Here is a 24,606-nt window from a genome sequence, read left to right as displayed (position 1 = left end):
CGGCCCGTCCCGCCCCTGTCACAGTTCAATGACAGGCGTCGATCTGCTGGCATTTGGGCGAATAATTGCGACGTGGCGGGCATCCTTCTGGTCGAAGACGACCCCTCGGTCCGGACGGGGCTGGAGCTGGCGCTGAGCCGGCAGGGGCATACCGTGACCTCCTACGACAACGGCGAGGACGCCCTCGCCCACATCAGGTCGCGCCGCCCCGAGATCGCCGTCCTCGACGTCATGCTCCCCGGCATCGACGGGGTCGAGGTCTGCCGCCGCATCCGCCGGATGGACCAGCTGCCCGTCATCCTCCTCACCGCCCGCGGGGACGACCTCGACGTGGTCGTGGGCCTGGAGGCCGGCGCCGACGACTACGTGGTCAAACCCGTCGAGCCGCGCGTGCTGGACGCGCGGATCCGCGCCGTGCTGCGCCGGGTGGAGTCGGCCGCCTCCGACCGCGTCACCTTCGGCGACCTGGTCGTGGACCGGGGCGCGCTCAAGGTGTCGCTGGCCGGCCGGGAGATCCACCTGACCCCCACCGAACTGCGGCTCCTGCTCGAACTGGTCCGCCACCCCGGCCAGGTGCTCAACCGCAGGTACCTCCTGCGGACCATCTGGGACCACACCCACGTCGCCGACTCGCGCCTGGTGGACGCCTGCGTCCAGCGGATCCGCGCCAAGATCGAGAAGGTGCCCGCCGAGCCGGAGTTCATCCACACCGTCCGCGGGTTCGGCTACCGTTTCAGCCCGCCGTGAGGCCGCCGCACACCGGTCTGCGGGGCCGCCTGGTCATCGCCTTCACCCTCATCGCCGTCTCCGCCTCCGCGCTGGTCGCGGTGATCGGCTACGAGCTCGTCAAACGCCGGGTCATCGACCGGACCGAGCAGGTCGCCGTCGGCGACGTGCGCGACATCGTCGAAGGGATCAAGGTGCCGGTCGGCGCCCGCTGGCCGGGGGACGGCCCGCCGGCCGACACGCAGATCGCCGCCCTGCAGCGGAGCCTGCGCGCCCGCGACGGCCGGGTGGTGATCCGCTACGAGAACTACGACTACCCCGACGGCGACTTCGGCATGGGCGACGTCCCGGCCGACCTCGCCGCCGCGTCCACCCGCGAGATGATGACCGCCCGCCGGACCGTCCGGGGACGGATGTGGCTGCTCATCGCCACCCCCGTGTGGCGGATCGAGCCCCTCGGCATCGCCAGGCCCACCGGGATGAGCGTCTTCGCGTTCGTCCCCCTCACCGAGGAGGAGCGCCTCCTGGAGGACCTGCGCCGCCCGCTCGCCGCGGCCGGCGCCATCATGCTGGTCGTCGCGCTCGCCGTCGCCCTGGTGTCGGCCAGGCGGGTGCTGCTGCCGGTCCGGCGGCTGGGCTCGGCGGCCCGGGCGCTGGGAGCCGGCCGGCTCAACACCCGCCTGCCGGTGCACGGCCAGGACGAGCTGGCGCAGCTCACCGCCACCTTCAACGACACCGCCGCCGCCCTGGAGCGCAGCGTCTCCGAGCTGCGCTCGCTGGAGGCGATGTCCCGCCGGTTCGTCGCCGACGTCTCCCATGAGCTGCGCACCCCGCTGACCGCGATGACGGCGGTGACCGACATGCTCTCCGAGGAGGCCGAGCGGCTGCCCGCCGAGCCCGCGGCGGCCGTACGGCTCGTCCTGCGGGAGATCAGGCGGCTGCGGACCCTGGTGGAGCAGCTCATCGAGACCAGCCGGTTCGACTCGGGCGCGGCGACGCTGAACGCCGAGGCCGTGGACGTCGCCGACGTGATCGGCGACTGCCTGGAGATGCGGGGCTGGTCGGACCGGGTGGAGGTGGACGTGCCCCGCGCGCTGGCCTTCTCCGCCGACCCGCGGCGCCTCGACGTCATCGTGGCGAACCTGGTGGGCAACGCCCTGCGGCACGGCGAGCCCCCCGTCGTGGTGACCGCCCGCCGCGCCCCCGGCGGACTGGAGGTGAAGGTGCGCGACCACGGCCCGGGAATCCCGGCCTCCGACCTGCCGCACGTGTTCAACCGCTTCTACAAGGCGAGCGGCGGCGACGGCAGCGGGCTCGGGCTGTCCATCGCCCGCGCCAACGCCGAGCTGCACGGCGGCACCGTCTCGGCGCGGGCGCAGGACCCCGGCGTCCTCTTCACGGTCTGGCTGCCCGAGCGATGAGAGCGCGCCGCAGCGCCGCCCGGGAGGCGGCACCGCACCGGCCTGCCGTACGGCACGCGGGACGGCCCGGCCCGGTGAGGGGCGCGGAACGGCCCGGCCGCCCGCTGCGGTGGCACGCCGCCGTCCTGGCGGCCGTCCTCGCCCTCGGCGGGTGCGGGATCGCCCCCACCGGCGTCCAGGACCGCGGACGACCCCCGGTGATCAGCTACAGCCCCACGTGGGTGACCGTCTACCTGCTGCGCGACGGCCGCCTGGAGCCCGTCAGGATCCCCGTGGGCTCCGACAGCGCCTCCGACATCGTCGACACCCTGTTCCGGGCCGGCAGGCAGCCGCCCGAGCCGGAGCTGTCCACCGACCTCGACGCGTTCCGGCACTACGACACAGAGACCACCCGGTACGCCGAGGCGGGCCGTCGCAAGGACCTCGGCGACGACACGGGATACCGGCTGAACGTGATCCTGTCGGGGGAGGGCAGGCTCTCCCGGGCGGGGATCGCCCAGATCACCTGCACGATCCGGCAGAACAAGCAGGAGGGCATCTGGAGCGTCGAGATCACCCGGCTGTTCCCCGGCGAGCCCAGGTCGTGGGGGGAGCACACCTGCTTCGAGTTCCGCGACCTCGCGGCCGACGGCGTGCGACTGCCCCCGTGACCGGCCCCTCCTCGACCGGGCACCGTCCCCGGCGGGCGGCGGCACGGCCGCCCGCCGGGGACGGACACGATCACATGGTGATGTCCTCCAGCATCTCGGTGACCAGCGCGGCGATCGGCGAGCGCTCGGAGCGGGTCAGCGTGACGTGGGCGAACAGCGGGTGGCCCTTGAGCTTCTCCACCACCGCGACCACGCCGTCGTGCCGGCCCACCCGGAGGTTGTCGCGCTGGGCGATGTCGTGGGTGAGCACGACGCGGGAGTTGGCGCCGATCCGGCTCAGCACCGTCAGCAGCACCCCGCGCTCCAGCGACTGGGCCTCGTCGACGATGACGAAGGCGTCGTGCAGGGAGCGGCCGCGGATGTGGGTGAGGGGCAGCACCTCAAGCATGCCGCGGTCCATGACCTCCTCGATCACCTCGGGGGTGGTGATCGCGCCGAGGGTGTCGAAGACGGCCTGCGCCCAGGGGTTCATCTTGTCGTTCTCGCTGCCGGGGAGGTAGCCCAGCTCCTGGCCGCCGACCGCGTACAGCGGGCGGAAGACGATCACCTTGCGGTGCTGGCGGCGCTCCAGGACCGCCTCCAGGCCCGCGCACAGGGCCAGGGCCGACTTGCCGGTGCCCGCCCGGCCGCCCATCGAGACGATCCCGATCTCGGGATCCATCAGGATGTCGAGCGCGATGCGCTGCTCGGCCGAACGGCCGTGCAGGCCGAAGACCTCGCGGTCGCCGCGCACCAGCCGCACCGACTTGTCGGGCATCACCCGGCCCAGCGCCGAACCCCGGTTGGACAGCAGCCGCAGGCCGGTGTGGGCAGGCAGGTCACGCGCCTCGGGCACGTCCGCGGTGCCGTTCTCGAAGAGCGTCTGGACGTCGTCGTCGGCCACCTGGAGCTCGGCCATGCCGGTCCAGCCGGAGGACTCCACGAAGGCCAGCTCGGCGCGGTACTCCTCCGCCGCCAGCCCGATCGAGGCGGCCTTGACCCGCATGGGCAGGTCCTTGGAGACGAGGACCACGTCGTGGCCCTCGGCCGCGAGGGTGCGCGCCACGGTCAGGATGCGGGTGTCGTTGTCACCGAGCCGGAAGCCGACGGGAAGGATAGAGGGGTCGCTGTGGTTGAGCTCGACCCGGATGGTGCCGTCTCCGACGGGGATGGGCTCGTCCAGCCGCCCGTGGGTCACCCGCAGGTCGTCGAGGTACCGCAGCGCCTTGCGCGCGAAGTAACCGAGTTCCGGATGGTGCCGCTTGGCCTCCAGCTCGGTGATGACGACGATCGGGAGGACCACCTCGTGTTCGGCGAAGCGGCTCATCGCCGCCGGGTCAGCCAGGAGGACCGAGGTGTCCAGGACGTACGTACGCCGGTTGGTGTCCGGCGACGTGGCTGAGGACGAAGGGTTTGCCACGCGTTCTCCCCCGGGCGCCTTGGGGGGCGCCCTGCCATGAGCTGGGATGCGGACCGGAACCGGATCCCGCCGCGCGACGCGCCAGGGACGCCGGTGCCCGGCCCTCCCTGGCGGAACGTTGTCGCAAAGGCGGGCCCTCTCCGGTGTGGGCGGCCGGTGGCCACCCACTTGTTACGGTACGTCCTGAATACCCGCCTTCCAATGCCGCATGCCTATCCAAAAGGGGGCATTCGTTGCAGGGGTCAGGAACCGTACCGCCGATGCCGCGCGGCGTAGGAGCGGAGCGCCCGCAGGAAGTCGATTCTGCGGAAATCGGGCCAGTAGGCCTCGCAGAAGTAGAACTCGGAGTGGGCGCTCTGCCAGAGCAGGAATCCGGAGAGACGCTGCTCTCCCGAGGTCCGGATGACGAGGTCCGGGTCGGGCTGGCCGCGCGTGTAGAGATGCTCCGCGATGTGCTCGACGTCGAGGACCTCGACCAGGTCCTCGATGCTCGCGCCCTTGCTGGCGTGCTCCTGGAGGAGGGAGCGCACCGCATCAGCGATCTCACGCCTTCCTCCATACCCAACAGCAACGTTCACAATCAGCCCGGGGCGATGGGATGTCGCTTCTTTCGCCTCTTTCAGGACGCGGGCCGTACGGTCCGGCAGGAGATCGAGCGCTCCCATGGGGTTGACGCGCCAGCCGACCGCCGCGAGCTCCTGGACCACGTCCTCGATGATCCTCACCAGGAGGTCGAGCTCGTCCTTGGAGCGGTTGAGGTTGTCGCTGGAGAGCAGCCACACGGTGACGACCTCGACGCCGGCCTCCCGGCACCAGCCCAGAAGCTCGGAGATCTTGTCGGCGCCCTTGCGGTGACCGCGGCTGACGTCGTCGAGGCCCATCGCCCGCGCCCAGCGCCGGTTGCCGTCGACGATGACGCCGACGTGCCGGGGGACCGATTCCGGCTGCCGCGACAGCTTCGCCTCCAGCCGCCGCTCGTACAGCCGGTAGACGAGATCGCGCACATCCATGGAATCCCCTCCTTCCAACGCCCGGGGTGGGAAGAGGGCGCTGACAGGCAATTATCACCATCCCGGGGACCCGTTGCCCCCTCTATGGGGATCCCGGATGGGTTGCCGGGCTTGCTCGGCCCAGGCACTCCTCGGCCTCGGCGACCAGCGCGTCGATGAAGATCCCCAGCTCAGCGGAGGTGAGGACCGCGCGCAGGCCGACCCCGCCACCGCACCACGCCTCGACGAACGCCCTCCGCGTCAGCCGCCACTCCCCCGGCCCGCCCCGCCGTCCCGGGGTCCAGACCGGGATGGTGCGCAGCTGACATCGGAGTTCTCCGCCGCTGACGATCCCGTTCCTGGTGCGGTAACGAAACGCGAACAGTTCGTCCTCCCCCGGAGGGCCGGGGAAGCGGTCGTCGGGGTCGGGCCACTGGTCCTGGTGACCGTCACGGGCCTCGGTGACCTCCCGGGCCAGCCGGGCGAGCAGCCACCCGCAGCGCTCCCCCACGGTGCCGTACAGCACACCGTCGCGGTGGAGTTCGAGCGTGACCTCGTACGGCGAGCCGACGCTGTCCCGGCACGCCACGGGCGTCACGGTCAGGTACGACCCGTCAAGACAGCGCAGTCCCCCCACGTCAGAGTAGGTATCCCCGCCCCGTCCCGCCAAACCGCGGCGTCCGCGCGAACCGGGTCCACCGGCGAAGTCCCGCGGGCGGCTCCGGCTCGGGCAGCGGGTGCCCGGCCGCCCTGAGCCGCTCGGCGAAGTCCCGGGCGTCGGCCCTGGAGCCGCCGGGCGGCTTGGGACGGACCCGGGCGTAGGCGTCGAACTCGGCGGCGAACCCGGCGCCGAGCAGCGCCACGAGGTCCGGCCGGAGCCGCGCCACGACCCCGCGTCTCTTGGAGACCAGGCTCGCGGCCTGGATCCGCAGCCGCCCCTCGTCGAACCCCCGGGGCGGCTCGCCCCCGGCCACCAGGGCGGCCAGCAGCTCCGCCTGCGCCCGCGCCAGCTCGACCCGGAGATCGGGCACAGGACGGGGCGTGGAACCGGGTGCGGGCCGGAGGGCGGGATCGGGCACGGGTGAGAGGGCGGGGCGGCCCACCGGGTCAGGCACGGGTCACCGCCTCGCGGATCCGGCCGAGCTCCGCCTCCAGCACGTCGTCGCCGGGATAGTCGCCGTCCCATTCCAGCAGCACGCCCGGCGGTTCCACCCGGGCGCGCAGCGCCGCCAGGACGTCCAGCACCTCGCCGGGAACGCGGGCGGTGTGGGTGTCGTGCCAGACGCCGTTGTGGAGGTGCCCCCCGGCTACGTGCACGTAGGCCAGCTCGGACAGCGGCAGGGCGTCCAGCGCGCCGACGGCCGGCAGGCCCAGGTTGACCTGGTTGGTGTAGAGGTTGGCCACGTCGACCAGCAGCCCGACCCCGGTCCTCTCCACCAGTTCGCCCAGGAACTCCGCCTCGGTCATCTCGTCGTCCGGCCAGCCGAACAGGGCGGCCACGTTCTCCAGGGCCAGCGGGACGGGCAGGGCCGCCTGCGCCCGCCGTACGTTGTCGGCGACCACCGCCAGCGCGGCGCGGGTGCGCGGGACCGGCAGCAGGTGGCCCGCCTCCATGCCGCCCGCGCGGACGAAGGCCAGGTGCTCGCTGACCAGCGGGGCGTCCAGGGCCCGCGCGCAGTCCGCCAGGTGCGCCAGGCGGTCCGGGTCCGGCGGTTCGGCGCCGCCCAGTCCCAGCCCGACGCCGTGCGGGATCACCGGCAGGCCCCGGCCGCGCAGCACCCGCAGCGACTCGGGAAGGTCGCCGGGGCGGATGTTCTCCGCGACGACCTCCACGAAGTCCACGTCCGGCAGGCGCTCCACGGTCAGGTCGATCTCCGGCCGCCACCCGATGCCGACCCCCAGCCGCCCGGTCCCCGTCATGTCGCCTCCCCGCACCGTCCCGGCGTGCCGCTCAGCCACCGCCGCACCCCCCTCCGCCGCAGCCACCGCCACCGCAGCTCGACCCACCGCCGCAGCTCGACCCGCCGCCGTCGGAGCCGCCGGAGTCGCCCCAGCCGCCCGAGCCGAAGTCGCCGCCCCCGCCGAAGGAGCCGCCGTCGCCCGAGGAGCCGGAGGAGCCCCCGCAGGAGCCGGAGGCGCAGCTCGTGGTGCCGTGCGCGTGCCGGTGCGCCAGTTCCTCGGTGATGGCGGGGTCGCCGGCCTCGGCGAGGCCGTACAGGGCGACCGGGACGCCGACCGCGGCGTACAGGGGCAGGCCCGCGGCACGGGGGACGCCCCGCACATGGGTTCTGCCGGCGTCGGCGAGGACCTCGCGCCCGGCGTCGGTCAGCATGCCGCGCAGCTCACGCCTCCGTCGCCGGTAGGTCGTCAGGCCGACGACCGCGGCGAGGGCGCCGGCCAGCAGCGTCACCACGGCGAGCCCTCCCCCGCCCCTGATGAACATGACGGTGAGGAACTCGAAGACGAGGGGGCCGAAGGCGAGGACCTCGAAGGCGACGGCGATGACGGTGAGGACCAGCAGGACGTTGAGCAGCCTCCTGGCCGGGGCGACCGCGCCGTCGGGAATGAGAAGACCCGCCCGCGTCAGGCCGTCGCGCAGGTCGTTCATGGCCTGGTCCTCGGCGACGGCGTGACGCAGCTGCCCGGCCTGGCAGGACCCGCCCCGGACGCGGAGCGCCTCGAGGACGGCCCGCTCGATCGGATCGGGGGACGGCGGGGCCCCGGTGACCAGGCTGACCTGGCCGCCCCGGGACACGCGGACGCCGCCGCCCCTGGCGAGCACGGCCAGGGCGGTGTTGACCGCCCGCAACGGCCCACCGGCCAGGTAGGCCAGCTCGTAGTGCCCGGGTGAGCCGGTGAGGGTGACGGATGAGGCCGAGCGGACCCGGCGATGCTCCCTGGACAGGGCCGACGCGGTGAAGCCCACGGCGGCGAGGAGGATCAGTGCGACGACGAGCAGTGTTGCTGCCATGTCCGGCCTCCTGGGGGTGGAGGAGATGCGGATGCCCCGCCGTCATGTAGACGATCGGGGCATCACGGAAGTTCGCCGCGGAGGCCGTTTTTCCACCGCATCCCGGATCGCTCCGGGGTGCGGCGGCCGGCCCTACCCGCCCAGGCGCTCGACCAGGGCGTTGTACTCGTCCCAGAGCTCCTTGGGGAGGTGGTCGCCGAAGGTCTCGAAGAAGGCCGGGATCAGCGCGGCCTCCTCCTTCCAGACCTCGGTGTCGACGCTCAGCAGGGTCCGCAGGTCCTCGGCGGAGAGGCCGAGGCCGTCGGTGTCGAGCTCGGCGGGCAGCAGGCCGATCGGGGTCTCCACCGCCTCGGCCCTGCCGTTGATCCGGTCGACGATCCACTTCAGGACGCGGATGTTCTCCCCGAAGCCGGGCCAGACGAACTCGCCCTCGTCGTTCTTGCGGAACCAGTTGACGTAGTAGATCTTCGGAAGCCGGACGCCCTCCCGACGGCCGACGTTGATCCAGTGGCCGAAGTAGTCGCCCATGTTGTAACCGCAGAACGGCAGCATCGCGAACGGGTCGCGGCGCAGCTCGCCGACCTTGCCCTCGGCCGCGGCGGTCTTCTCGGAGGCGATGTTGGCCCCGGTGAAGACGCCGTGCTGCCAGCTCAGCGACTCGGTGACCAGCGGCACCGCGGTGGCGCGGCGCCCGCCGAACAGGATCGCCGAGATCGGCACGCCCTTGGGGTCCTGCCACTCGGGGGCGATGGTCGGGCACTGGCCGGCGGGCACGGTGAACCGGGCGTTCGGGTGCGCGGCCGGCTCCTCGCTGTCCGGGGTCCAGTCGCGGCCCTTCCAGTCCGTCAGGTGCGCCGGGGGTTCGTCGGTGAGCCCCTCCCACCACACGTCGCCGTCGTCGGTGAGGGCGACGTTCGTGAAGACGCTGTTGCCCCAGAGCGTCCTGATCGCGTTGGCGTTGGTGGACTCGCCGGTGCCGGGCGCCACGCCGAAGAAGCCCGCTTCGGGGTTGATGGCGTACAGGCGGCCGTCGTCGCCGAACCGCATCCAGGCGATGTCGTCGCCGATCGTCTCGACCTTCCAGCCGGGGATGGTCGGCTGGAGCATGGCCAGGTTGGTCTTGCCGCACGCGCTCGGGAACGCGGCCGCGACGTAGCGGGTCTCGCCCTCCGGCGGGGTCAGCTTGAGGATGAGCATGTGCTCGGCCAGCCAGCCCTCGTCGCGGGCCATCGTGCTGGCGATGCGCAGCGCGTAGCACTTCTTGCCGAGCAGCGCGTTGCCGCCGTAGCCCGAGCCGTAGGACCAGATCTCACGGGTCTCGGGGAAGTGGCTGATGTACTTGGTGGAGTTGCACGGCCACGGCACGTCCGCCTGGCCGGGTCCGAGCGGGGCGCCGACCGAGTGGACGGCCTTGACGAAGTCGCCGCGCTCCTCGATGAGCCGCAGCGCGGCCTCGCCCATGCGGGTCATGACCCGCATCGACACGGCGACGTACGGCGAGTCGGTGATCTCGACGCCGAGCTGCGAGATCTCGCCGCCGAGCGGGCCCATGCAGAACGGCACGACGTACATGGTGCGGCCGCGCATGCATCCGGAGAAGAGCTCCCCGAAGGTCCTGCGCATCTCGTCCGGGGCGATCCAGTTGTTGGTCGGCCCGGCGTCCTCCTCGCGCTCGGAGCAGATGTAGGTCCGGTCCTCCACGCGGGCGACGTCGCTGGGGTCGGAGGCGGCGTAGAAGCTGTTCTGCCGCTTGGCCAGGCGCTTGAACGTGCCCTGTTCGACCAGGAGGTTCGTGAGGCGCGTCCACTCGGCTTCCGAGCCGTCGCACCACTCGATCCGGTCGGGCTGCGTCAGCTGGGCGATCTCGGCGACCCAGGCGGCCAGTCCGGCGTGGCTGGTCGGGCTGGGGGCGGTTACGTCCTCGATAACGGACACTGCTACGGCTCCTTACGCTTCTCAGGGCCAAAACATCATTGACCAGGAAACCGCGTCCGATCCAATTGGCGTAGACCAGTGAATTGACGCGGCCGGCGGTCGCCCTGGCCCCTCACCCGCCCGGCTCCCCGGACGTATGAGCTGGCAGGGGGCATGTGATTGAGACGACCTACCCAAAAGAAGCGAGCCTAAAAAAGACGCTTACCGCAGTGGTATAGGCCACTGAGAAAGGTCTAAACCAATCAATGAACAGGTTCAGACCAATTCACGGCCGTTTTCCCTGACCAGGCTCACGAATCCAGGTCGGGCCCGGCGGCCCGGACCTGGTCCACGTGCCGCAGCGCGTCCCGTAGATCCGCCAGCCAGGAGTCGGTGTTCCTGCCGACCAGACGGACGCACCAGGCCAGCGCGTCACTGCGGCTGCGGGCCACCCCGGCGGCCACGAGGGTGTCCAGCACCCGGCGCTCCGGCTGCCTCAGCCGCGTCATGACGGGGACCGACAGTGTGGTGAACATCACTGTCTCGTCGCCCACCTCGATCCCCCAGGAGACCTTGCGGCGGAAGCGGCGCTCCGCCTCCAGGGCGATCTCGATGCGCCGCTCCCGGGTCTCCTCGCGGAACCGCTGCATGCCGCCCTCCAGTGCGGCGGCGCGCTCCACCTCCGAGACGTCGTCGGCGAAGGAGGGTGCGGGGAGCCGGCCGATCACCGTGATCTCCTCGCGGTCCAGGACGATCTCGGGCTGTCCCTCGAACCAGTCCTCGGGCAGCCGCCCGGAGAACCAGCCGCGCAGCTTCTGCGTTGCTTCCTCGATATCCATGTAATCGACATTACAACGCTAAAGACGTTGGGAACAGAGGCGGATTCGCCGTACGCGGGAAACGGGCACGGGCAGGCCATGCGGCCGTCCGGGCGGGACGTCCGGGGAGGCGAGCGCGTCGCGTGGCCGGCCGAGACCGTACGGGGCCGACCGGGGCCGTACGGGGCACGGTCCGCACCGTACGCGGGGGTGGTGAGGGGGAGGACCCCGCGGGTCAGCGGACGCGGGCCGCGGCGACAGGGCTGACCCGGACGACCCCGGCGAGGTTGCGGGTGCTGATCGGGCTGAACTTGACCACGTCACCGGTCCGCGGCGCCTGGAGCATCTTGCCGTCGCCCCAGTAGATCGCCACGTGCGATACGTACCCGGGGTTGGTGGGGTCGGACCGCCAGAACAGCAGGTCGCCGGGCTGGGCCTGGGAGAGCGGGACCTGCGGGCCGGCGGCGAACTGCTGGTGCGTCACCCGGGGCATCCTCACGCCCGCCTGGGCGAAGGCCCACTGCACCAGGCCCGAGCAGTCGAAGGTGTCGGGTCCCTCGGCCCCCCACACGTACGGCCGGCCGAGCTTGCCGGCGGCCGCGGTGAGGGCCACCCTGATCTGGCCCGCGGTCATGAAGGAGCCCGCCGGCCAGACCGTGCGCCCGGGCTGCTTCCCGGACTCCTTCCCGGGCTGCTGCACGGGCGCCCGCAGCACCGGGTCGATCGCGGCGACCTGGCTGCCCTTGGGCAGGACCCGCAGCAGGGCGGCGCGCAGCCTGGCGGCGCCGGCCCTGGGCGCGCTCACCACCAGCGCGTTGTTCTCCGGGACACCCAGCGCCCGCGCGGTGTCCCGGGAGACGACCGCGTCGATTGCGCCCATGCCCATCGTCGCGTAGGCGCCCACCCGCAGGTTGCGCCCGGCCGCGTTCACGACCTTGCCCAGCGGCATGCCGCCGTCGTTGCCCAGGACGAAGGAGACGGCCATCTCGCCGGTGGCGACGTTGTGCCAGAGCCGGTCGGAGCGGGCGGTCGGCTTGGGAGTGTAGGCGCGGAACGTCGAGGGATCGACCCCCAGGGTCTGCACGCGCTTGCCGTCCATGCCCACCTCGGCGGCGTCGGCGCGCTCCACCGCCCGCACCCCGGGGATCTGGGCGACCTTCGCGACCACGGCCGAGCTCAGCGCCCGGTTCGCGACGACGAACATGCTGGGCTTGTGGATCGAGGTGAGCGGCGCCACCCGGGGGGACGCGTTCCCCGTGGCCGCGGGAGCCGGCGTGGCGGCGGCCCGGACGGTCTCCGTGGTGACCGGCCTGCGCAGGGCGACCGTGGTCTCGGGGACCCGCTCGGGCAGGGTGACGACGACCAGCGTCCCGGCCGCCAGGGCGGTGACGAGGAGGAGCAGGACGACGGGGAACAGGCGCCGGCGCCGCGGGATGCCGGGCTCGGCGCGCCGGATGCGCGGCGCGTAGGCGAGGTCCTGCCGAGCCTCGTGGATCAGCTGGGAGACGCGCGTCCGCCCCTCGAACACGTCGTCTCCTTCCCTCAACCCGGTGCCAGACCAAGAGTGCCGGAAATCAGGCGATGACGCACGGAAAGCCGCTAAAAGTTCTCTAACGACTTATCGCCGCGCGACCGGGACGGCGCTCTCCCCCGCGGTGCGCGGACCTACGCGGCGCGAAGCCCCCGCACACGGAGATCCGCCGGGACGGTGTCCCGGCGGATCCGCCGGCTGGGAACATCTCGGCCCGGAAGGTCACGGGCCGGCGGGTCAGCTGCCGACGTACGGCACGGCGTCGAGGATCTCCACCGAGTTGGAGCGGCCGTTCGGCATCGTGTAGGTGGCCTTCTCGCCCACCTTCTTGCCGTTGATCGCCGAGCCGAGGGGCGACTTCGGCGAGTAGACGTCGATCGGGGCGCCGCTCTCCTCACGGGAGGCCAGCAGGAACGTGACCTCCTCGTCATCGCCCTCGAAACGGACGGTGACGGTCATGCCGGGGCCCACGACGCCCTCGGTGCGGGGCGCCTCACCCACCTTGGCGTTGTCGACGATCTGGCGGAGATGGAAGATCCGGGCCTCCATCTTGCCCTGCTCGTCCTTGGCGGCGTGGTAGCCGCCGTTCTCCTTCAGGTCACCCTCTTCGCGGGCCGCCTCGATCTTCTTGGCGATGTCGACGCGCCCGGGCCCCGAGAGGTATTCCAGCTCTGCCTTCAGGCGGTCGTACGCCTCCTGAGTGAGCCAGGTGACGCTCTCGTTGTGGGAGTCGGCCACGGGTTCTCCTTGCATCCTCTTGAAGGGGGCTTCGTACTCGGACAGGCATTCGTACGCTGGGTGGCGCACGGTCGAATCTCGACAGGCTAACAAGTTAACGGCTCGAACGCTTCCCCAAATATCTCACTATACGAGATGACAGTATTGGACCGAGCCGGAAGTCGCCTGGGCACTGGTCTGCAACCGCTCGGTGAGGCGGATATATCCCTTACCAGCAGGAATATCGATCTCACGGCTGCCCACTTCGACGTGGTTGACGTCCACGGCCCGCAGCCGGCAGACGGCGGCGCGGTCGGACGGCTTGACCACCTCGAAGGTGATCTGCAGGGAATCGCTGCGGTTGGCGTCGAATGCGATGACCTCGTCGATGACGTCGGTGCTGCCCTTCGACGCCCACATGACGTAACCCCACCCGGCGGCGCACACCGCGCACAGGATGGCGATCACCACGTGCACGACGAAGTTGCCCCGGCGGCGCTCCCGCTCCGGGAAGTCGCCGGGACTGCCGAGCACGGGCCGGGGCTCCCGGCCCTGCTCGGCCTCACTGATGGCCATGACGGAATCTCCAAGCACTACCGCGGTGTTGTCCGAGACAATTGTCCCCCGCGGGGGCGTCGCCCCCGCGACCGCCCACGAGAAACTAACCTCTCTCTAGAGTGCCTCAGGCCGGGCCGTGGAACGGCACGGCGCTCCAGGGCTCGGGCGGGCGGCCGGTCCCCCGGACCGCGGCGGGGCAGACGGAGATCCGAGCGTGACAGACAGATGAGCGTGACAGACAAAGAGGAGACAGCGAGCCCCGTGAGTGCACCGCTGAGGCTTATGGCCGTTCACGCGCACCCCGACGACGAGTCGAGCAAGGGCGCCGCCACGATGGCACGTTACGTCGCCGAGGGCGTGGAGGTGCTGGTCTGCACCCTCACGGGCGGAGAGCGCGGTTCCATCCTCAATCCCAAGATGGACCGTCCCGACATCCTCGAGAACATCGGCGAGGTCCGCCGCCTGGAGATGGAGCGCGCCCGCGAGATCCTGGGCGTGGGGCAGCGGTTCCTGGGCTTCGTCGACTCGGGCCTGCCCGAGGACGAGAACGAGCCGCTGCCCGAGGGCTGCTTCGCCCTCCAGCCGCTGGAGACCGCCGCGGCGCCGCTGGTCGCGGCCGTGCGCGACTTCCGGCCGCACGTGATCCTCACCTACGACGACGACGGCGGCTACCCCCACCCCGACCACATCATGACCAACAAGGTCTCGGTGGAGGCGTTCGAGGCGGCCGGCGACCCCGACCGCTACCCGGACGCCGGCGAGCCCTGGCAGCCCCTGAAGCTCTACTACCACATGGGTTTCACCCGGGAGCGGTTCGAGGCCCTGCACGAGGCGATGGTCTCCCGCGGCCTCGGCTCCCCCTACAGCGACTGGATCGCCCGCTGGGAGGACCGCCCGCAGAAGGACAGGTGGCCGGTCACCACCCGGGTCCCCTGCGGGGACTACTTCGAGGTCCGCGACCAGGCGCTGATCGCGCACGCCACCCAGGTCGACCCCGACGGGTTCTGGTTCGTCTGCCCGCGCGACGTGCAGATCGAGGTCTGGCCGACCGAGGACTACCACCTGGCGCGATCCCTGGTGGACACCGAGCTTCCCGAGGACGACCTGTTCACCGGTGTCCTGGCCGAGGAGACCTCCCCCGCCCGCCACTGACGGGACCGCCGGGGGGCGGTGGCAGACTTGAGAGGTGACTTCCATCGTGTTCGCCGCCGCCGCCCAAGGCGACGTCAGCCCGGGTGTGCTGGGCTTCCTCGTCGTCGCCGCCATCGGCTTCGCGCTTTTCCTGCTCGTCAAGTCGATGCGGAAGCAGATCTCCAAGATCGACCTTCCCGCCGAGCGGGATACCCGCAAGCCCGGCGGAAACGCCTGATCGCATCCGCCGCGGGGTCCCGCCGGCCGTGCCCCGGGGGCGGGGCCGGCGTTCCCGCGCCGGTGGGGCCGGCGTCTCCGCGCCGCTCGCGGCCGGGCCGCCGTACACCGCCACCCGGCCCGCGCGCCCGGCCGTACGGCTCGGCCCGCCGTGACCGGGCCCGCCGCGGCTCCGGCCGTACGGCTGCTCAGCCGGCCTGCGACCAGGCCCGGTCCAGGGCCCTGGGCAGGCCCCAGTGGCCCAGCGGGGTGAGCACCTCGCTCCGGTCGACGATCCCGAGGCAGGCCCACAGCGGCGTGACCGACCCGAACAACGCTTCCGCCGACTCCAGGTCCTCCGGCTCGTCCATCCGGACGTCGATGTCCTCCGACTCCGCGATGAGCCGGGCGATCCGCTCCGGTGAGGCCAGCACTCCTGGGCCGCGCCTGGCCAGCGCGGCCACCACCGCCAGCCAGTCGGCGTGGTCGATCGCGCACAGCGCCGCCAGCACGGAGTCCTCGGAGTTCAGCTCGCCCTCCAGGTCGGCGAACGCGTCGGCCGTGTCGCCCTCCTCCGGCAGGTCGGAGATCGGCCCGGCTATCCCCGCCGCGACCGTGAGCCACAGCTCCTCGTCGTCGGCCGGCAGCGGGCCGCCCTCGTAGCCGGCGCAGGCGCGCAGCACGTTGCCCGGGTAGCCGGGGGCCGTCATCAGCTCGCGCAGCCGGGTGCTCGCCGCCCGCAGCGCCTCTCCGGGCCGGTCGGCCTCGGGCAGATCGGCCATGATGCGCCGCAGCTCGCCGAGGGCGAACGCCTCCTCCTCGTGCCAGGCGGCCGACAGCTCCTCGTCCTGCTCGTCGCTCACCGCGTCCCTGGGCACCCGCCCGTCGGGCAGCGGGGCGCCGAGCCAGCGCTCCTGGATCTCCTCGTAGGAGGCCCTGGCCGACTCGTCGCCCAGCGCGAGGGCGTCCGGATCGACCTCGCCCGCGGCGACCCGCCGCTCCAGGTGGGCGACCAGCCGGTGGAACATCTCCTCGGCGACCGGCCCGCGCTCGTCCTCCTCGGGCCAGACGAACATGCTCCGGGTCAGCAGCAGCGGCTCGGTGCCGGTGGACTCCAGCCAGCGCTGCACGTCGCCCACGGTCGCGGCGCCCGACTCGATCGCCCCCAGCGCCGTCCTGGCGGACTCCCAGAAGGGCGGGGTCAGCGGGTTCCCGGCCCGCTCCATCGCCCGGCGCAGGTCGGGAAGGGCCACCAGTGCCACGCCGGACGGCACGGCGAGCAACGCGCGCACCACATCACGCCGGGTCAGCTCCGCGACCGGCCTTGCGGCGTGCACGCGGACGAAGTCGAGATCCACGCTCAACGAGCCTACGCCCCGAACCCGCCCGAACACACCTATCCCCCGCTCCCGGCGGCGCGCCGCCCCGCCGAGCCGTACGGCGCCCCCGCACCCCCGCGCTCCCGGCGGAGAGCGTCAGGGGTGATCAGAACGGCGAGGGGGGCGGCTGGGGGAACCACGGGCTGACGATGGAGGCGCGTTTCAGGGTCTGCAGGCCCATCGTCACGTCCACGTCGCGGATCCCGGGGATCGCGCCGAGGGTCCCGGTGAGGAAACCGTGCAGGTCCGAGTACTCCGCCACCGCCACCTCCCCGCAGATGGTGTGCTCGCCGGCCGTCGCGCACAGGAGCAGCACCGCCGGATGCCGTGCCAGCTCCCCGGCCACCGCGTCGACCCGGTGCGGGTCGACCCGCAGCCACAGGAACGCCGTCACCGGCAGCCCCAGCGTCTCCGGCTCGACGATCGTGCGCAGCCTCAGCGCGCCGGACCTGCACAGGTTCTCCACCCGCCGGCGCGCGGTGCTCTCCATGGTCCCCACGCGGGCCGCGAGGTCCCGCCAGCGCATCCGGCCGTCCTCGGCGAGGGCCGCGACCAGCAGCTCGTCCACGTCGGACAGCGGCGGCACGAGTTCGGTGGGGTGCGCCCTGTCCCAGCGGTCGAGCCGGCCCGCGCGCAGGGCCGTCACCGCCGCGGGGTCCAGCAGTCCCGGATCCCAGCCCACCCCGGTGGTGAAGCGGCGCAGCACGATCTCGGAGCTGCTGCCGACGACCCCGTCCAGTTCCGGCAGCCGCAGCAGGGTGAGGTCGAGCAGGTCGCTGCGGTCGGCGGCCACCAGTTCGACCAGGCAGTCGGCCGCCCCGGAGACCAGGGAGACGAACCGCACGCTCGGCCAGCCGGTGAGCGCGTTGGCGACCGACACCGTCCTGCGCGGCTCGCACCGCACCCGTACGAACACGGGCACGCCGCGGCCGGTGGCCAGCACGTCGAGGGTCGCCGCGACGTGGACCAGCCCCGAGGAGAGGATCCTGGCCGCGCGCCGGGACACCGTGGCCTCGGAGACGTTCACCGCCCTGGCGACCGCGGGCCAGCTCGCGCGCGGGTCGGCGATCAGGGCGGCGATGACGCGGAGGTCGACCTCATCCATGCGAGCGACATCCTTCACCTGGCAAGCAGAAATTGACGCATCCATGCAGATTTATCACCAACATTGCTGTTTAGCGTATGCAAGTCGCACTATGTGATGCATCATCACCCCCCTCCCTATTTCTTCCGTGGAGTCGCACATGTCCTCCTCCACCACGGCCGCCCCCGGGGCCCGGACCGCGGGTGGCACCGCGAACGCGCTGATCGGCGGCACCATCGGCAACTTCGTCGAGTGGTTCGACTGGTCGGTGTACGGGTTCTTCGCCGTGTACTTCGCCGACCAGTTCTTCCCCGGCGGCGGCACCACCGCCACCCTGTCGACGCTGCTGGTGTTCGCGATCAGCTTCTTCATGCGGCCGGTCGGCGCGACCGTGCTCGGCGTCTACGCGGACCGGCACGGGCGCCGGCACGGCATGACCCTCACCATCCTGCTGATGGCCGGGGGCAGCCTGCTCATCGCCCTGGCCCCCACCTACGACGCGGTCGGCTGGCTCGCCCCGGCGATCCTCATCATCGGCCGGCTGCTGCAGGGGTTCTCCACCGGCGGCGAGTTCGGCACGTCGGCCTCGTTCCTCGTCGAGTGGGCCAAGCCGGGACGCCGCGCCTTCGCCGGATCCTTCCAGCAGGTCTCGGTGGTGCTGGGCATCCTGTGCGCGTCGCTGAGCGCCACCGTGCTCACCCGGGTCCTCGACGACGCCGCCATGTCCTCCTGGGGCTGGCGGGTCCCGTTCGCCCTCGGCGCGGTGATCGGCCTGGTCGGCATGTACATCCGGCGACGCCTCGCCGAGCCGGAGGCGTTCCGCCTGCTGGAGCAGAGCGGGAAGCGGGAGCAGCGCCCGCTGGGCGCCATGGCCGCGGGTCACCGGCGCGGCGCGTGGTTCGTGTTCGGCATCTCCATCGCCGGCTCGGTGATCACTTACATGTGGCTGACCTACCTGCCCACCTACGCGGTGCTCACCCAGAACGCCGACAAGGCGGACGCGCAGCTGGCCAACACCCTCGCACTCGCCTTCTTCGTCGTGATCCTGCCGTTCGCGGCGCTGCTGTCCGACCGGTTCGGACGCCGGCCGACGATGCTGGTCTACGCGGCGGCGTTCGTGATCCTGCCGTTCCCCCTGCTGTCCATGCTGGGCCCGAGCTTCGGCAGCGTGCTGATCGTGTCGCTGGTCGGCATGGCGTTCCTGTCGCTCAACCACTCCAACCTCGCGACGGTCTTCGCCGAGCTGTTCCCGCCGCAGGTCCGCACCATCGGCATCGCCCTGCCGTACGCCATCTCGAACGCGATCTTCGGCGGCACCGCGCCCAGCGTGATGCAGTTCTTCGGCGCCCGCGGCAACCTCTGGGCCGTACCGCTCTACGTCAGCGTCTGCGCGCTGGTCACGGGGGTGTTCTTCTACTTCATGCGGGAGACCAAGGGCGTGGACACGCACGACGTGGAGATGCGCGCGTGATCCCCCTCGCCGCGGACGTGGACCGGCTGCCGCCGTACCCGCTGGACCTCGACGACCGGCAGCGCGAGCGGGTGGACCGCCTGATGTCCGGGACGGTGGTGTCGCTGCACGACCACCCGGTCCGGCTGCCCGACCCCCTCACCCCGGAGAGCTGGGCGGAGTACGGCGAGAGCGGGACCGAGCACCTGGGACACGCCGGCCTGGAACGTTCCGGGCTGGACGTGGTGCTGGCCAGCTCGCTGGCCGAACCCGACCAGGACCGGCTGCTGCGCTGGGCCCGCCGGATGCGCGACGCCCTCGCCGCCGTCGCCTCCGGGCCCGTGATCCTGCCGGCCCTGGAGGACCTGGGCAGCATCGGCGCCGACCTGGACGGCATCGCGGACCTGTACGACGCCGGGATCCGCTCCGCCGGCCTCGCCTACAACGCGGGCAACCCCCTCGGGGGCGGGCTCGGGCAGCCGGTCGACGGGGGCCTCACCCCGCTCGGCCGGCGGGCGGTGGCCGAGATGAACCGGCTCGGCATGCTGGTCGACCTGTCCCACACCGGCGACCGCACCGCCATCGAGACCGCCGCGATCAGCGAGGCGCCGGTGGTGATCAGCCACGCCGGCGCGCGGGCCCTGTGGCCCAGCCCGCGGATGAAACCCGACGACGTGCTGCGCGCGGTCGCCGGCGCCTCGGGGGTGATCGGCGTGGAGGCCGCGCCGGGCTCCACCAGGGTGGAGGGCAACCCCGAGCACGACCTGGACGCGGTGATGGCCCACGTCGAGTACATCGCGGAGCTCGTCGGCGTCGACCACGTCGGTCTCGGCCCCGACACCTTCTTCGGCGACCACACCGGCCTGTACGCGGCCGCCGGATGGGCACCGCAGCCGGTGCCCGGCCACGAGGGGCTCGCGCTGCCCGGGTACGTCTCCGGCATGGAGAACCCCGCGGAGGCGCCGCGCAACGCCGCCGGCTGGCTGGTACGGCGCGGCTGGACCGACGCCGACATCGCCAAGGTCCTCGGCGGCAACGCCCGCCGCGTGCTCGACGCGGTGCCGCGCTGACCCGCCGCACACCCGGCCCCACGGCCGGCGCGCCCCGTACGGCGACGGCCCGCCGTACGGCCGGCTCTCCCCGCGCGACCCGTACGGCGGCCGGCCCGCCGTACGGCCGACCCACCCCACGACGAAGGAGATCCCTGTGAGCGGCGCCGCCGCCGAGATCCACGAGCGGATCGAGGAAGAGATCCGCGGGCTGTCGGACGACCTGATCGGCCTGAGCCTGGACCTGCACGCCCACCCCGAGCTGGCGATGAACGAGAAGTACGCGGCCGGGCGGCTGACCGACCTGCTGCGTGCGGACTTCGCGGTGGAGGAGGGGGTGGGCGGCCTGCCCACCGCGTTCCGCGGCACCGCGGGCGCCGGGTCGCCGGTGCTCGCCTTCCTCTGCGAGTACGACGCGCTGCCCGGCATCGGGCACGGATGCGGGCACAACCTGATCGCGGCCGGCGGGGCCGGCGCGGCGATCGCGTTGCGCCGCGCCGCGCCGGAGCTGCCCGGCACGGTGACCTGCGTCGGCACGCCGGGCGAGGAGGGCGCGGGCGGCAAGGTGCTGCTGCTGGAGGCCGGCGTGTTCGACGGCGTGGACGCCGCCCTGATGTTCCATCCCGGCGACACGACGATGCCGATCCGGCACGCCACCGCCACCCGCCAGCTCGTGCTGGAGTTCCACGGCGTGGCCGCGCACGCGGCCGCCAGCGCCCAGGACGGGCGCAGCGCGCTGGCCGCGATGATCCAGTTCTTCACCGGGGTGGACTCGCTGCGCCAGTTCGTGCCGGAGACCAGCCGCCTGCACGGGATCATCACGCACGGCGGCGACGCGCCCAACGTGGTGCCCGCCTACACCCGCGCCGAGTTCATGGTCAGGGCGCTCACCGGCGACGTCGTGGACGACATCGCCGGCCGGGTCGAGGCGGTCGCCACCGCCGCCGCCACCGCCACCGGGACGACGGTCCGGATCAGCGGGGGACTCGGCTACGCCGAACGCAAGAACAACCACCTGATCGCCGGCCTGGTCGCCGGGCACCTGCGCCGCCAGGGCGTCACCGTCGAGCAGCCGGTGCTGCGCGGCGGCACCGGCTCCTCCGACATCGGCAACGTCAGCCTGGTGCTGCCGACCGTCCACCCCTACCTGCAGGTGATGGACACCGGCACGCCGACCCACTCCGCGGCCATGGCCGAGGCGGTCGCCCTGCCCCGGGCGCAGCAGGCCATGCTGCGGATGGCCACCGCGCTGGCCTGCGCCGGAGCCGACCTGCTCGCCGACCCCGAGCTGTTCGACGCCGCGCGGGCGGAGTTCGCCGTCAGCGGGCCGGACCTGCCGTCATGACGTCCCCGTGGCCCCGCGACGTGACCGACGTGGTCGCCGTACGCCGTGACCTGCACGCCCACCCCGAGCTCGGCTTCACCGAGATCCGCACCGCCGCCAGGGTGGACACCGCGCTGCGCGACCTCGGCTGGAGCGTCCGCTCCGGGCGGGAGGTGTTCGACGCGGCCGGACTGCCCGGCCTGCCCGAGGTGGCCGTGCTGGAGCACGCGGCCGACCGTGCGGCGGCCGAGGGCGTGCCGGAGGACCTGGTGACCCGGTTCTCCGGCGGCCGCACCGCCGTGGTCGCCACCCTGCGCGGCGACCGGCCCGGACCGACGGTCGCGCTGCGCTTCGACATGGACGCGCTGCCCATCACCGAAACGGCCGACGACGCCCACCCGCCGCTCCGGCGGGGCTTCGCCTCCCGGCACCCGGGCGTGATGCACGCCTGCGGCCACGACGGGCACGTCGCGATCGGCCTCGCCCTGGCCGCGGCCCTGTCCACGCGCGACTTCCCCGGCACCGTGCGGCTGCTGTTCCAGCCCGCCGAGGAGGGGGTGCGCGGCGCGCAGCCCCTGGTGGCGGCGGGCGTCTGCGCGGACGTGGACGTGCTGCTCGCGATCCACCTCGGGTTCGGCCTGCCCAGCGGGCGGCTCGCCCCGGCGGCCACCGAGCTGATCGCCACGTCCAAGCACCTGGCCAGGTTCACCGGCCGCGAGGCGCACGCCGCCAAGGCGCCCGAACAGGGGCGCAACGCGCTCCTCGCCGCCGCGACGGCCACGCTGAACCTGCACGCGCTGCCCCGCTTCGCCGGGGCGACCACACGGATCAACGTCGGGCGGCTGCAGGGCGGGGTCGCGGCCAACGTGATCGCCGGAGAGGCGGAGCTGGCGTACGAGACGCGCGCGGACACGGCCGGCGTGGCGGACGAGCTGGCACGGCGCGCCGAGGTCGTCGTGCGCGCCGCCGCGGCGATGCACGAGGTCGGCGTCGAACTGACCCGCACCGGGCACGCCACCGCGGCCACGACCGACCCCGCGGTCGCGGCGGCGCTGACCTCCGCCGCCGAGGGACTGGCCGAGGTGCGCGCCACCCATCCGCTCGGCGCGAGCGACGACGCGAGCCTGCTGATGCGGGCCGTGCAGGAGGCGGGGGGCGTGGCGGGCTACGCCGTCGTCGGGTCGGACGGCCCCGGCCCTCCCCACTCCCCCGGATTCGACGTGGACGAGGAGGTGCTGCCGGTGGCGGTGGCCTGGCTGGAGCGAGCCGTACGAGGAGGACAGTGGTGAGCGGGAACTACACCGTCGTCGGCGGCGGCGCCATCGGCGGCACGATCGCCTTCCATCTGGCCGGGGCCGGCCACCGGGTGCTCATCGTCGACTCCGACGCCGCGCAGGTGGCGGCGGTGCGCGAGCGGGGCCTGACCATCCGCCGCGCCGACGGCACCGAGCGGAGCGTGCGGATCGAGGCCCGCACCCCCGGCGAGGTGACGGAACCGCTGCGCGACGTGCTGCTCGCGGTGAAGGCGAACGCCACCGCGACGGCCGCGCGGTGGATCGCCCCCAGGCTGGCCGAGGACGGGTTCGTGGTGAGCCTGCAGAACGGCCTGTGCGAACCGGAGATCGCCGCGGCCGTGGGAGCCCGGCGGACCGTCTCCGCCTTCGTGAACCTGTTCGCCGACCTGGTCGAACCGGGGGTGATCGCCGACGGCGGACCCGGCGCGCTGGTGGTCGGCGAGCTCGACGGCACGGCCGGCCCCCGGGTGCGGAGGATCGTCGCGGACCTTCAGGCGTGGGGCCCGGCGACGGCGAACGGGAACGTCGCCGGTTTCCTGTGGTCCAAGCTCGCATACGGCGCGGTCGCCGCGGCCAGCGCCACCAGCGACGACCCGGTCGCCGACACCATCGAGCGGCATCCCGGGCTCACCGTCGCGCTGGCCCGGGAGGTCTACGCCGTCGCCGCCGCGCAGGGGGTCACGCCGGAGTCGTTCGACGCCTGGCGGGCGGACGCGTTCGCCGAGGACGCGCCGCCGGACCTCACGAGCACCGCCCTGACCGGGTTCTGCGCCTGGCTGCGCACGCAGCCGAAGACCAGGACCGGCATCTGGCGGGACCTGGCGGTCCGGCGCCGCCCCACGGAGGTCCCGGCCCAGTACGGCCCCGTACTGCGCCTCGCGGAAGGCCACGGCCTCCGGTGCCCCGGGGTCGAGGCCGTGCTCCGGCTGATCGGCGAGCTGGAGGCCGGACGGCGGCCGATGTCCCGGGACAACCCGGCCGAGCTCGAACGCGCGGTCCTCGGCGGGAACACCGGCACGGCGTACGGCGGGAGCCCCGGCGCGGTTCGCAGCGGGACACCGGGAACGGTTCACGGCGAGGCACCGGACACGGTTCGCGACGGGACACCGGGAACGGTTCACGACGAGGCCCCCGGCGGGGACCCCGAGGCGCTTCACGACGAGGAGAGGAACACCTGATGTCACGTCACGTACTGATCACCGGAGTCGCGGGCGGCCTCGGCGGCGCCATCGCCGAACGGTTCGCCGCGGCGGGCGACCGGATCACCGGGGTGGACGCCCGGGAGGAGCCGCTGCGCGAGCGGCTCGACGCGATCGCGTCGGCGTACGGCGTCGCCACGGACGCCGTCACGGCGGACCTGGGCGACCCCGGCGCGGGGGAGGTCGTCGACCGGGCGTGGCGGAGGTCCGGCCCGGTGGACGTGCTGGTGAACGCGGCGGGCATCTGGCCCGCGACCCCGCTGCTGGAGATGACCGCGCCGATGTGGGACCACGTGCTGGGCGTCAACACCCGGGCCCCCATGCTGACCACGGTGGCGCTGGCCCGGCTGGCCGTGGCCGAGGGCCGCCCGGCGAGCGTGGTGAACCTGGCCTCGGGCGCGGCGATCCGGGCCAGGCCGGGCGCGGCGCACTACTCGACGTCCAAGGCGGCGCTGGAGATGCTCACCCGCTCCTGCGCGGTCGAGCTGGGCGCCGCGGGGATCCGGGTGAACGCCGTGTCGCCCGGGTTCGTGGCCGGCAGCAGCCAGGAGGTCAACCCGATCACCGAGGAGTACGCGGCGGCGGTCTCCGGCAACCCGCTCGGCCGGGTCGGGCAGCCGGCCGACGTGGCCGCCGCGGTGTTCTTCCTCGCCTCACCCGAGGCCGCCTGGACCACCGGCGCGGTGCTGCGGGTGGACGGCGGCTCGTCGGCGGGCAACCCCGCGCTTCCGGTGCACTGGACGGAACCCACCTCGGCCCAGTCACCCCGCTGACCCGCCCCCGGC

General features: G+C 73.0%; 24 protein-coding genes. 11 read left to right on the top strand and 13 right to left on the bottom strand.

From position 1 onward, the window contains the following. Positions 1-72: 72 nt before the first annotated feature. From AB0D67_RS08030 to AB0D67_RS08020, 3 genes are read left to right on the top strand one after another with little or no spacing between them, the layout of a single operon-like run. The gene (locus tag AB0D67_RS08030) at positions 73-747 is read left to right on the top strand and encodes a response regulator transcription factor (RefSeq protein ID WP_362931183.1); all 675 of its coding nucleotides are present in this window, start codon (positions 73-75) and stop codon (positions 745-747) included. Further along, positions 744-2,147, top strand: coding sequence for a HAMP domain-containing sensor histidine kinase (locus tag AB0D67_RS08025; RefSeq protein ID WP_362931181.1), 1,404 nt, complete (start codon positions 744-746; stop codon positions 2,145-2,147). The genes AB0D67_RS08030 and AB0D67_RS08025 overlap by 4 nt, the downstream gene beginning before the upstream one ends. Next, complete coding sequence (locus AB0D67_RS08020) at positions 2,144-2,797, top strand: hypothetical protein (protein ID WP_362931179.1); 654 nt, start codon at positions 2,144-2,146, stop codon at positions 2,795-2,797. The genes AB0D67_RS08025 and AB0D67_RS08020 overlap by 4 nt, the downstream gene beginning before the upstream one ends. 70 nt (positions 2,798-2,867) lie before the next feature. Here AB0D67_RS08020 and AB0D67_RS08015 read toward each other — a convergent pair whose 3' ends face one another. From AB0D67_RS08015 to AB0D67_RS07965, 11 genes are all read right to left on the bottom strand, one after another. Further along, entirely contained in the window at positions 2,868-4,196 is a 1,329-nt protein-coding gene (locus AB0D67_RS08015; RefSeq protein WP_362931177.1) for a PhoH family protein, read from the bottom strand. Between the two features lie 242 nt (positions 4,197-4,438). Continuing rightward, positions 4,439-5,206, bottom strand: coding sequence for an isoprenyl transferase (locus tag AB0D67_RS08010; RefSeq protein ID WP_362931175.1), 768 nt, complete (start codon positions 5,204-5,206; stop codon positions 4,439-4,441). Positions 5,207-5,288: 82 nt separating this feature from the next. Continuing rightward, positions 5,289-5,822, bottom strand: a complete 534-nt coding sequence (locus AB0D67_RS08005; protein ID WP_362931173.1) for a hypothetical protein — start codon at positions 5,820-5,822, stop codon at positions 5,289-5,291. 1 nt (position 5,823) lies between these two features. Beyond that, positions 5,824-6,216 (bottom strand): hypothetical protein, encoded by a 393-nt coding sequence (locus tag AB0D67_RS08000; RefSeq protein ID WP_362931171.1) that lies wholly within the window; start codon positions 6,214-6,216, stop codon positions 5,824-5,826. Between the two features lie 76 nt (positions 6,217-6,292). Next, the gene (locus AB0D67_RS07995) at positions 6,293-7,144 is read right to left on the bottom strand and encodes a DUF692 domain-containing protein (protein ID WP_362931169.1); all 852 of its coding nucleotides are present in this window, start codon (positions 7,142-7,144) and stop codon (positions 6,293-6,295) included. Then, positions 7,137-8,156, bottom strand: a complete 1,020-nt coding sequence (locus AB0D67_RS07990) for a TIGR04222 domain-containing membrane protein (protein WP_362931167.1) — start codon at positions 8,154-8,156, stop codon at positions 7,137-7,139. The genes AB0D67_RS07995 and AB0D67_RS07990 overlap by 8 nt, the downstream gene beginning before the upstream one ends. Before the next feature lie 132 nt (positions 8,157-8,288). After that, entirely contained in the window at positions 8,289-10,091 is a 1,803-nt protein-coding gene (locus AB0D67_RS07985) for a phosphoenolpyruvate carboxykinase (GTP) (protein ID WP_362931165.1), read from the bottom strand. Between the two features lie 290 nt (positions 10,092-10,381). Then, positions 10,382-10,909: a hypothetical protein gene (locus AB0D67_RS07980; RefSeq protein ID WP_362931163.1), complete on the bottom strand. Its 528-nt coding sequence runs from the start codon at positions 10,907-10,909 to the stop codon at positions 10,382-10,384. Between the two features lie 214 nt (positions 10,910-11,123). Then, positions 11,124-12,416 (bottom strand): C40 family peptidase, encoded by a 1,293-nt coding sequence (locus tag AB0D67_RS07975; protein WP_362931161.1) that lies wholly within the window; start codon positions 12,414-12,416, stop codon positions 11,124-11,126. A gap of 240 nt (positions 12,417-12,656) precedes the next feature. Continuing rightward, a complete protein-coding gene (gene greA, locus AB0D67_RS07970; RefSeq protein ID WP_362931159.1) occupies positions 12,657-13,157 on the bottom strand; it encodes a transcription elongation factor GreA in 501 nt (166 codons plus the stop codon). A 126-nt stretch (positions 13,158-13,283) separates the two neighbouring features. Beyond that, on the bottom strand, positions 13,284-13,712 hold the full coding sequence (locus AB0D67_RS07965; protein WP_362931157.1) for a DUF4307 domain-containing protein: 429 nt from the start codon (positions 13,710-13,712) through the stop codon (positions 13,284-13,286). A 243-nt stretch (positions 13,713-13,955) separates the two neighbouring features. Between AB0D67_RS07965 and mca the strand changes: the two genes are divergently transcribed. Both mca and AB0D67_RS07955 read left to right on the top strand, forming a co-directional pair. After that, positions 13,956-14,846, top strand: a complete 891-nt coding sequence (mca, locus tag AB0D67_RS07960; protein WP_362931155.1) for a mycothiol conjugate amidase Mca — start codon at positions 13,956-13,958, stop codon at positions 14,844-14,846. A 34-nt stretch (positions 14,847-14,880) separates the two neighbouring features. Then, positions 14,881-15,063, top strand: a complete 183-nt coding sequence (locus AB0D67_RS07955) for a hypothetical protein (RefSeq protein ID WP_362931153.1) — start codon at positions 14,881-14,883, stop codon at positions 15,061-15,063. Between the two features lie 187 nt (positions 15,064-15,250). Here AB0D67_RS07955 and AB0D67_RS07950 read toward each other — a convergent pair whose 3' ends face one another. Both AB0D67_RS07950 and AB0D67_RS07945 read right to left on the bottom strand, forming a co-directional pair. Continuing rightward, the gene (locus tag AB0D67_RS07950) at positions 15,251-16,399 is read right to left on the bottom strand and encodes a hypothetical protein (RefSeq protein ID WP_362931151.1); all 1,149 of its coding nucleotides are present in this window, start codon (positions 16,397-16,399) and stop codon (positions 15,251-15,253) included. 127 nt (positions 16,400-16,526) lie between these two features. Further along, a complete protein-coding gene (locus AB0D67_RS07945; RefSeq protein ID WP_362931149.1) occupies positions 16,527-17,525 on the bottom strand; it encodes an Lrp/AsnC family transcriptional regulator in 999 nt (332 codons plus the stop codon). A 139-nt stretch (positions 17,526-17,664) separates the two neighbouring features. Between AB0D67_RS07945 and AB0D67_RS07940 the strand changes: the two genes are divergently transcribed. The 6 genes from AB0D67_RS07940 to AB0D67_RS07915 all read left to right on the top strand — a co-directional run bounded on the left by AB0D67_RS07940 (position 17,665) and on the right by AB0D67_RS07915 (position 24,594). Next, the gene (locus AB0D67_RS07940) at positions 17,665-18,975 is read left to right on the top strand and encodes an MFS transporter (RefSeq protein WP_362931147.1); all 1,311 of its coding nucleotides are present in this window, start codon (positions 17,665-17,667) and stop codon (positions 18,973-18,975) included. Continuing rightward, complete coding sequence (locus AB0D67_RS07935; protein WP_362931145.1) at positions 18,972-20,024, top strand: membrane dipeptidase; 1,053 nt, start codon at positions 18,972-18,974, stop codon at positions 20,022-20,024. The genes AB0D67_RS07940 and AB0D67_RS07935 overlap by 4 nt, the downstream gene beginning before the upstream one ends. Positions 20,025-20,160: 136 nt before the next feature. Further along, complete coding sequence (locus AB0D67_RS07930; protein ID WP_362931143.1) at positions 20,161-21,348, top strand: amidohydrolase; 1,188 nt, start codon at positions 20,161-20,163, stop codon at positions 21,346-21,348. Beyond that, positions 21,345-22,616: an amidohydrolase gene (locus tag AB0D67_RS07925; RefSeq protein ID WP_362931141.1), complete on the top strand. Its 1,272-nt coding sequence runs from the start codon at positions 21,345-21,347 to the stop codon at positions 22,614-22,616. Before AB0D67_RS07930 ends, AB0D67_RS07925 begins: the two co-directional genes overlap by 4 nt. Continuing rightward, the gene (locus AB0D67_RS07920) at positions 22,613-23,800 is read left to right on the top strand and encodes a 2-dehydropantoate 2-reductase (RefSeq protein ID WP_362931139.1); all 1,188 of its coding nucleotides are present in this window, start codon (positions 22,613-22,615) and stop codon (positions 23,798-23,800) included. Before AB0D67_RS07925 ends, AB0D67_RS07920 begins: the two co-directional genes overlap by 4 nt. Continuing rightward, positions 23,800-24,594 (top strand): SDR family oxidoreductase, encoded by a 795-nt coding sequence (locus AB0D67_RS07915; RefSeq protein WP_362931137.1) that lies wholly within the window; start codon positions 23,800-23,802, stop codon positions 24,592-24,594. Before AB0D67_RS07920 ends, AB0D67_RS07915 begins: the two co-directional genes overlap by 1 nt. The last annotated feature ends 12 nt before the right edge of the window (positions 24,595-24,606 follow it).

It is taken from the genome of Streptosporangium sp. NPDC048047, from assembly GCF_040653115.1.
GTDB lineage: Bacteria > Actinomycetota > Actinomycetes > Streptosporangiales > Streptosporangiaceae > Streptosporangium.
Note: the sequence above shows the minus strand (reverse complement) of the source record. Positions and strands in the feature narration are given on the sequence as shown.

Coding starts and splice junctions, on each gene's coding strand:
- AB0D67_RS08020 (WP_362931179.1), top strand. CDS start 2,144: ATGAGAGCGCGCCGCAGCGCCGCCCGGGAGGCGGCACCGCACCGGCCT.
- AB0D67_RS08010 (WP_362931175.1), bottom strand. CDS start 5,206: ATGGATGTGCGCGATCTCGTCTACCGGCTGTACGAGCGGCGGCTGGAG.
- AB0D67_RS07990 (WP_362931167.1), bottom strand. CDS start 8,156: ATGGCAGCAACACTGCTCGTCGTCGCACTGATCCTCCTCGCCGCCGTG.
- AB0D67_RS07980 (WP_362931163.1), bottom strand. CDS start 10,909: ATGGATATCGAGGAAGCAACGCAGAAGCTGCGCGGCTGGTTCTCCGGG.
- AB0D67_RS07965 (WP_362931157.1), bottom strand. CDS start 13,712: ATGGCCATCAGTGAGGCCGAGCAGGGCCGGGAGCCCCGGCCCGTGCTC.
- AB0D67_RS07945 (WP_362931149.1), bottom strand. CDS start 17,525: ATGGATGAGGTCGACCTCCGCGTCATCGCCGCCCTGATCGCCGACCCG.
- AB0D67_RS07940 (WP_362931147.1), top strand. CDS start 17,665: ATGTCCTCCTCCACCACGGCCGCCCCCGGGGCCCGGACCGCGGGTGGC.
- AB0D67_RS07925 (WP_362931141.1), top strand. CDS start 21,345: ATGACGTCCCCGTGGCCCCGCGACGTGACCGACGTGGTCGCCGTACGC.
- AB0D67_RS07915 (WP_362931137.1), top strand. CDS start 23,800: ATGTCACGTCACGTACTGATCACCGGAGTCGCGGGCGGCCTCGGCGGC.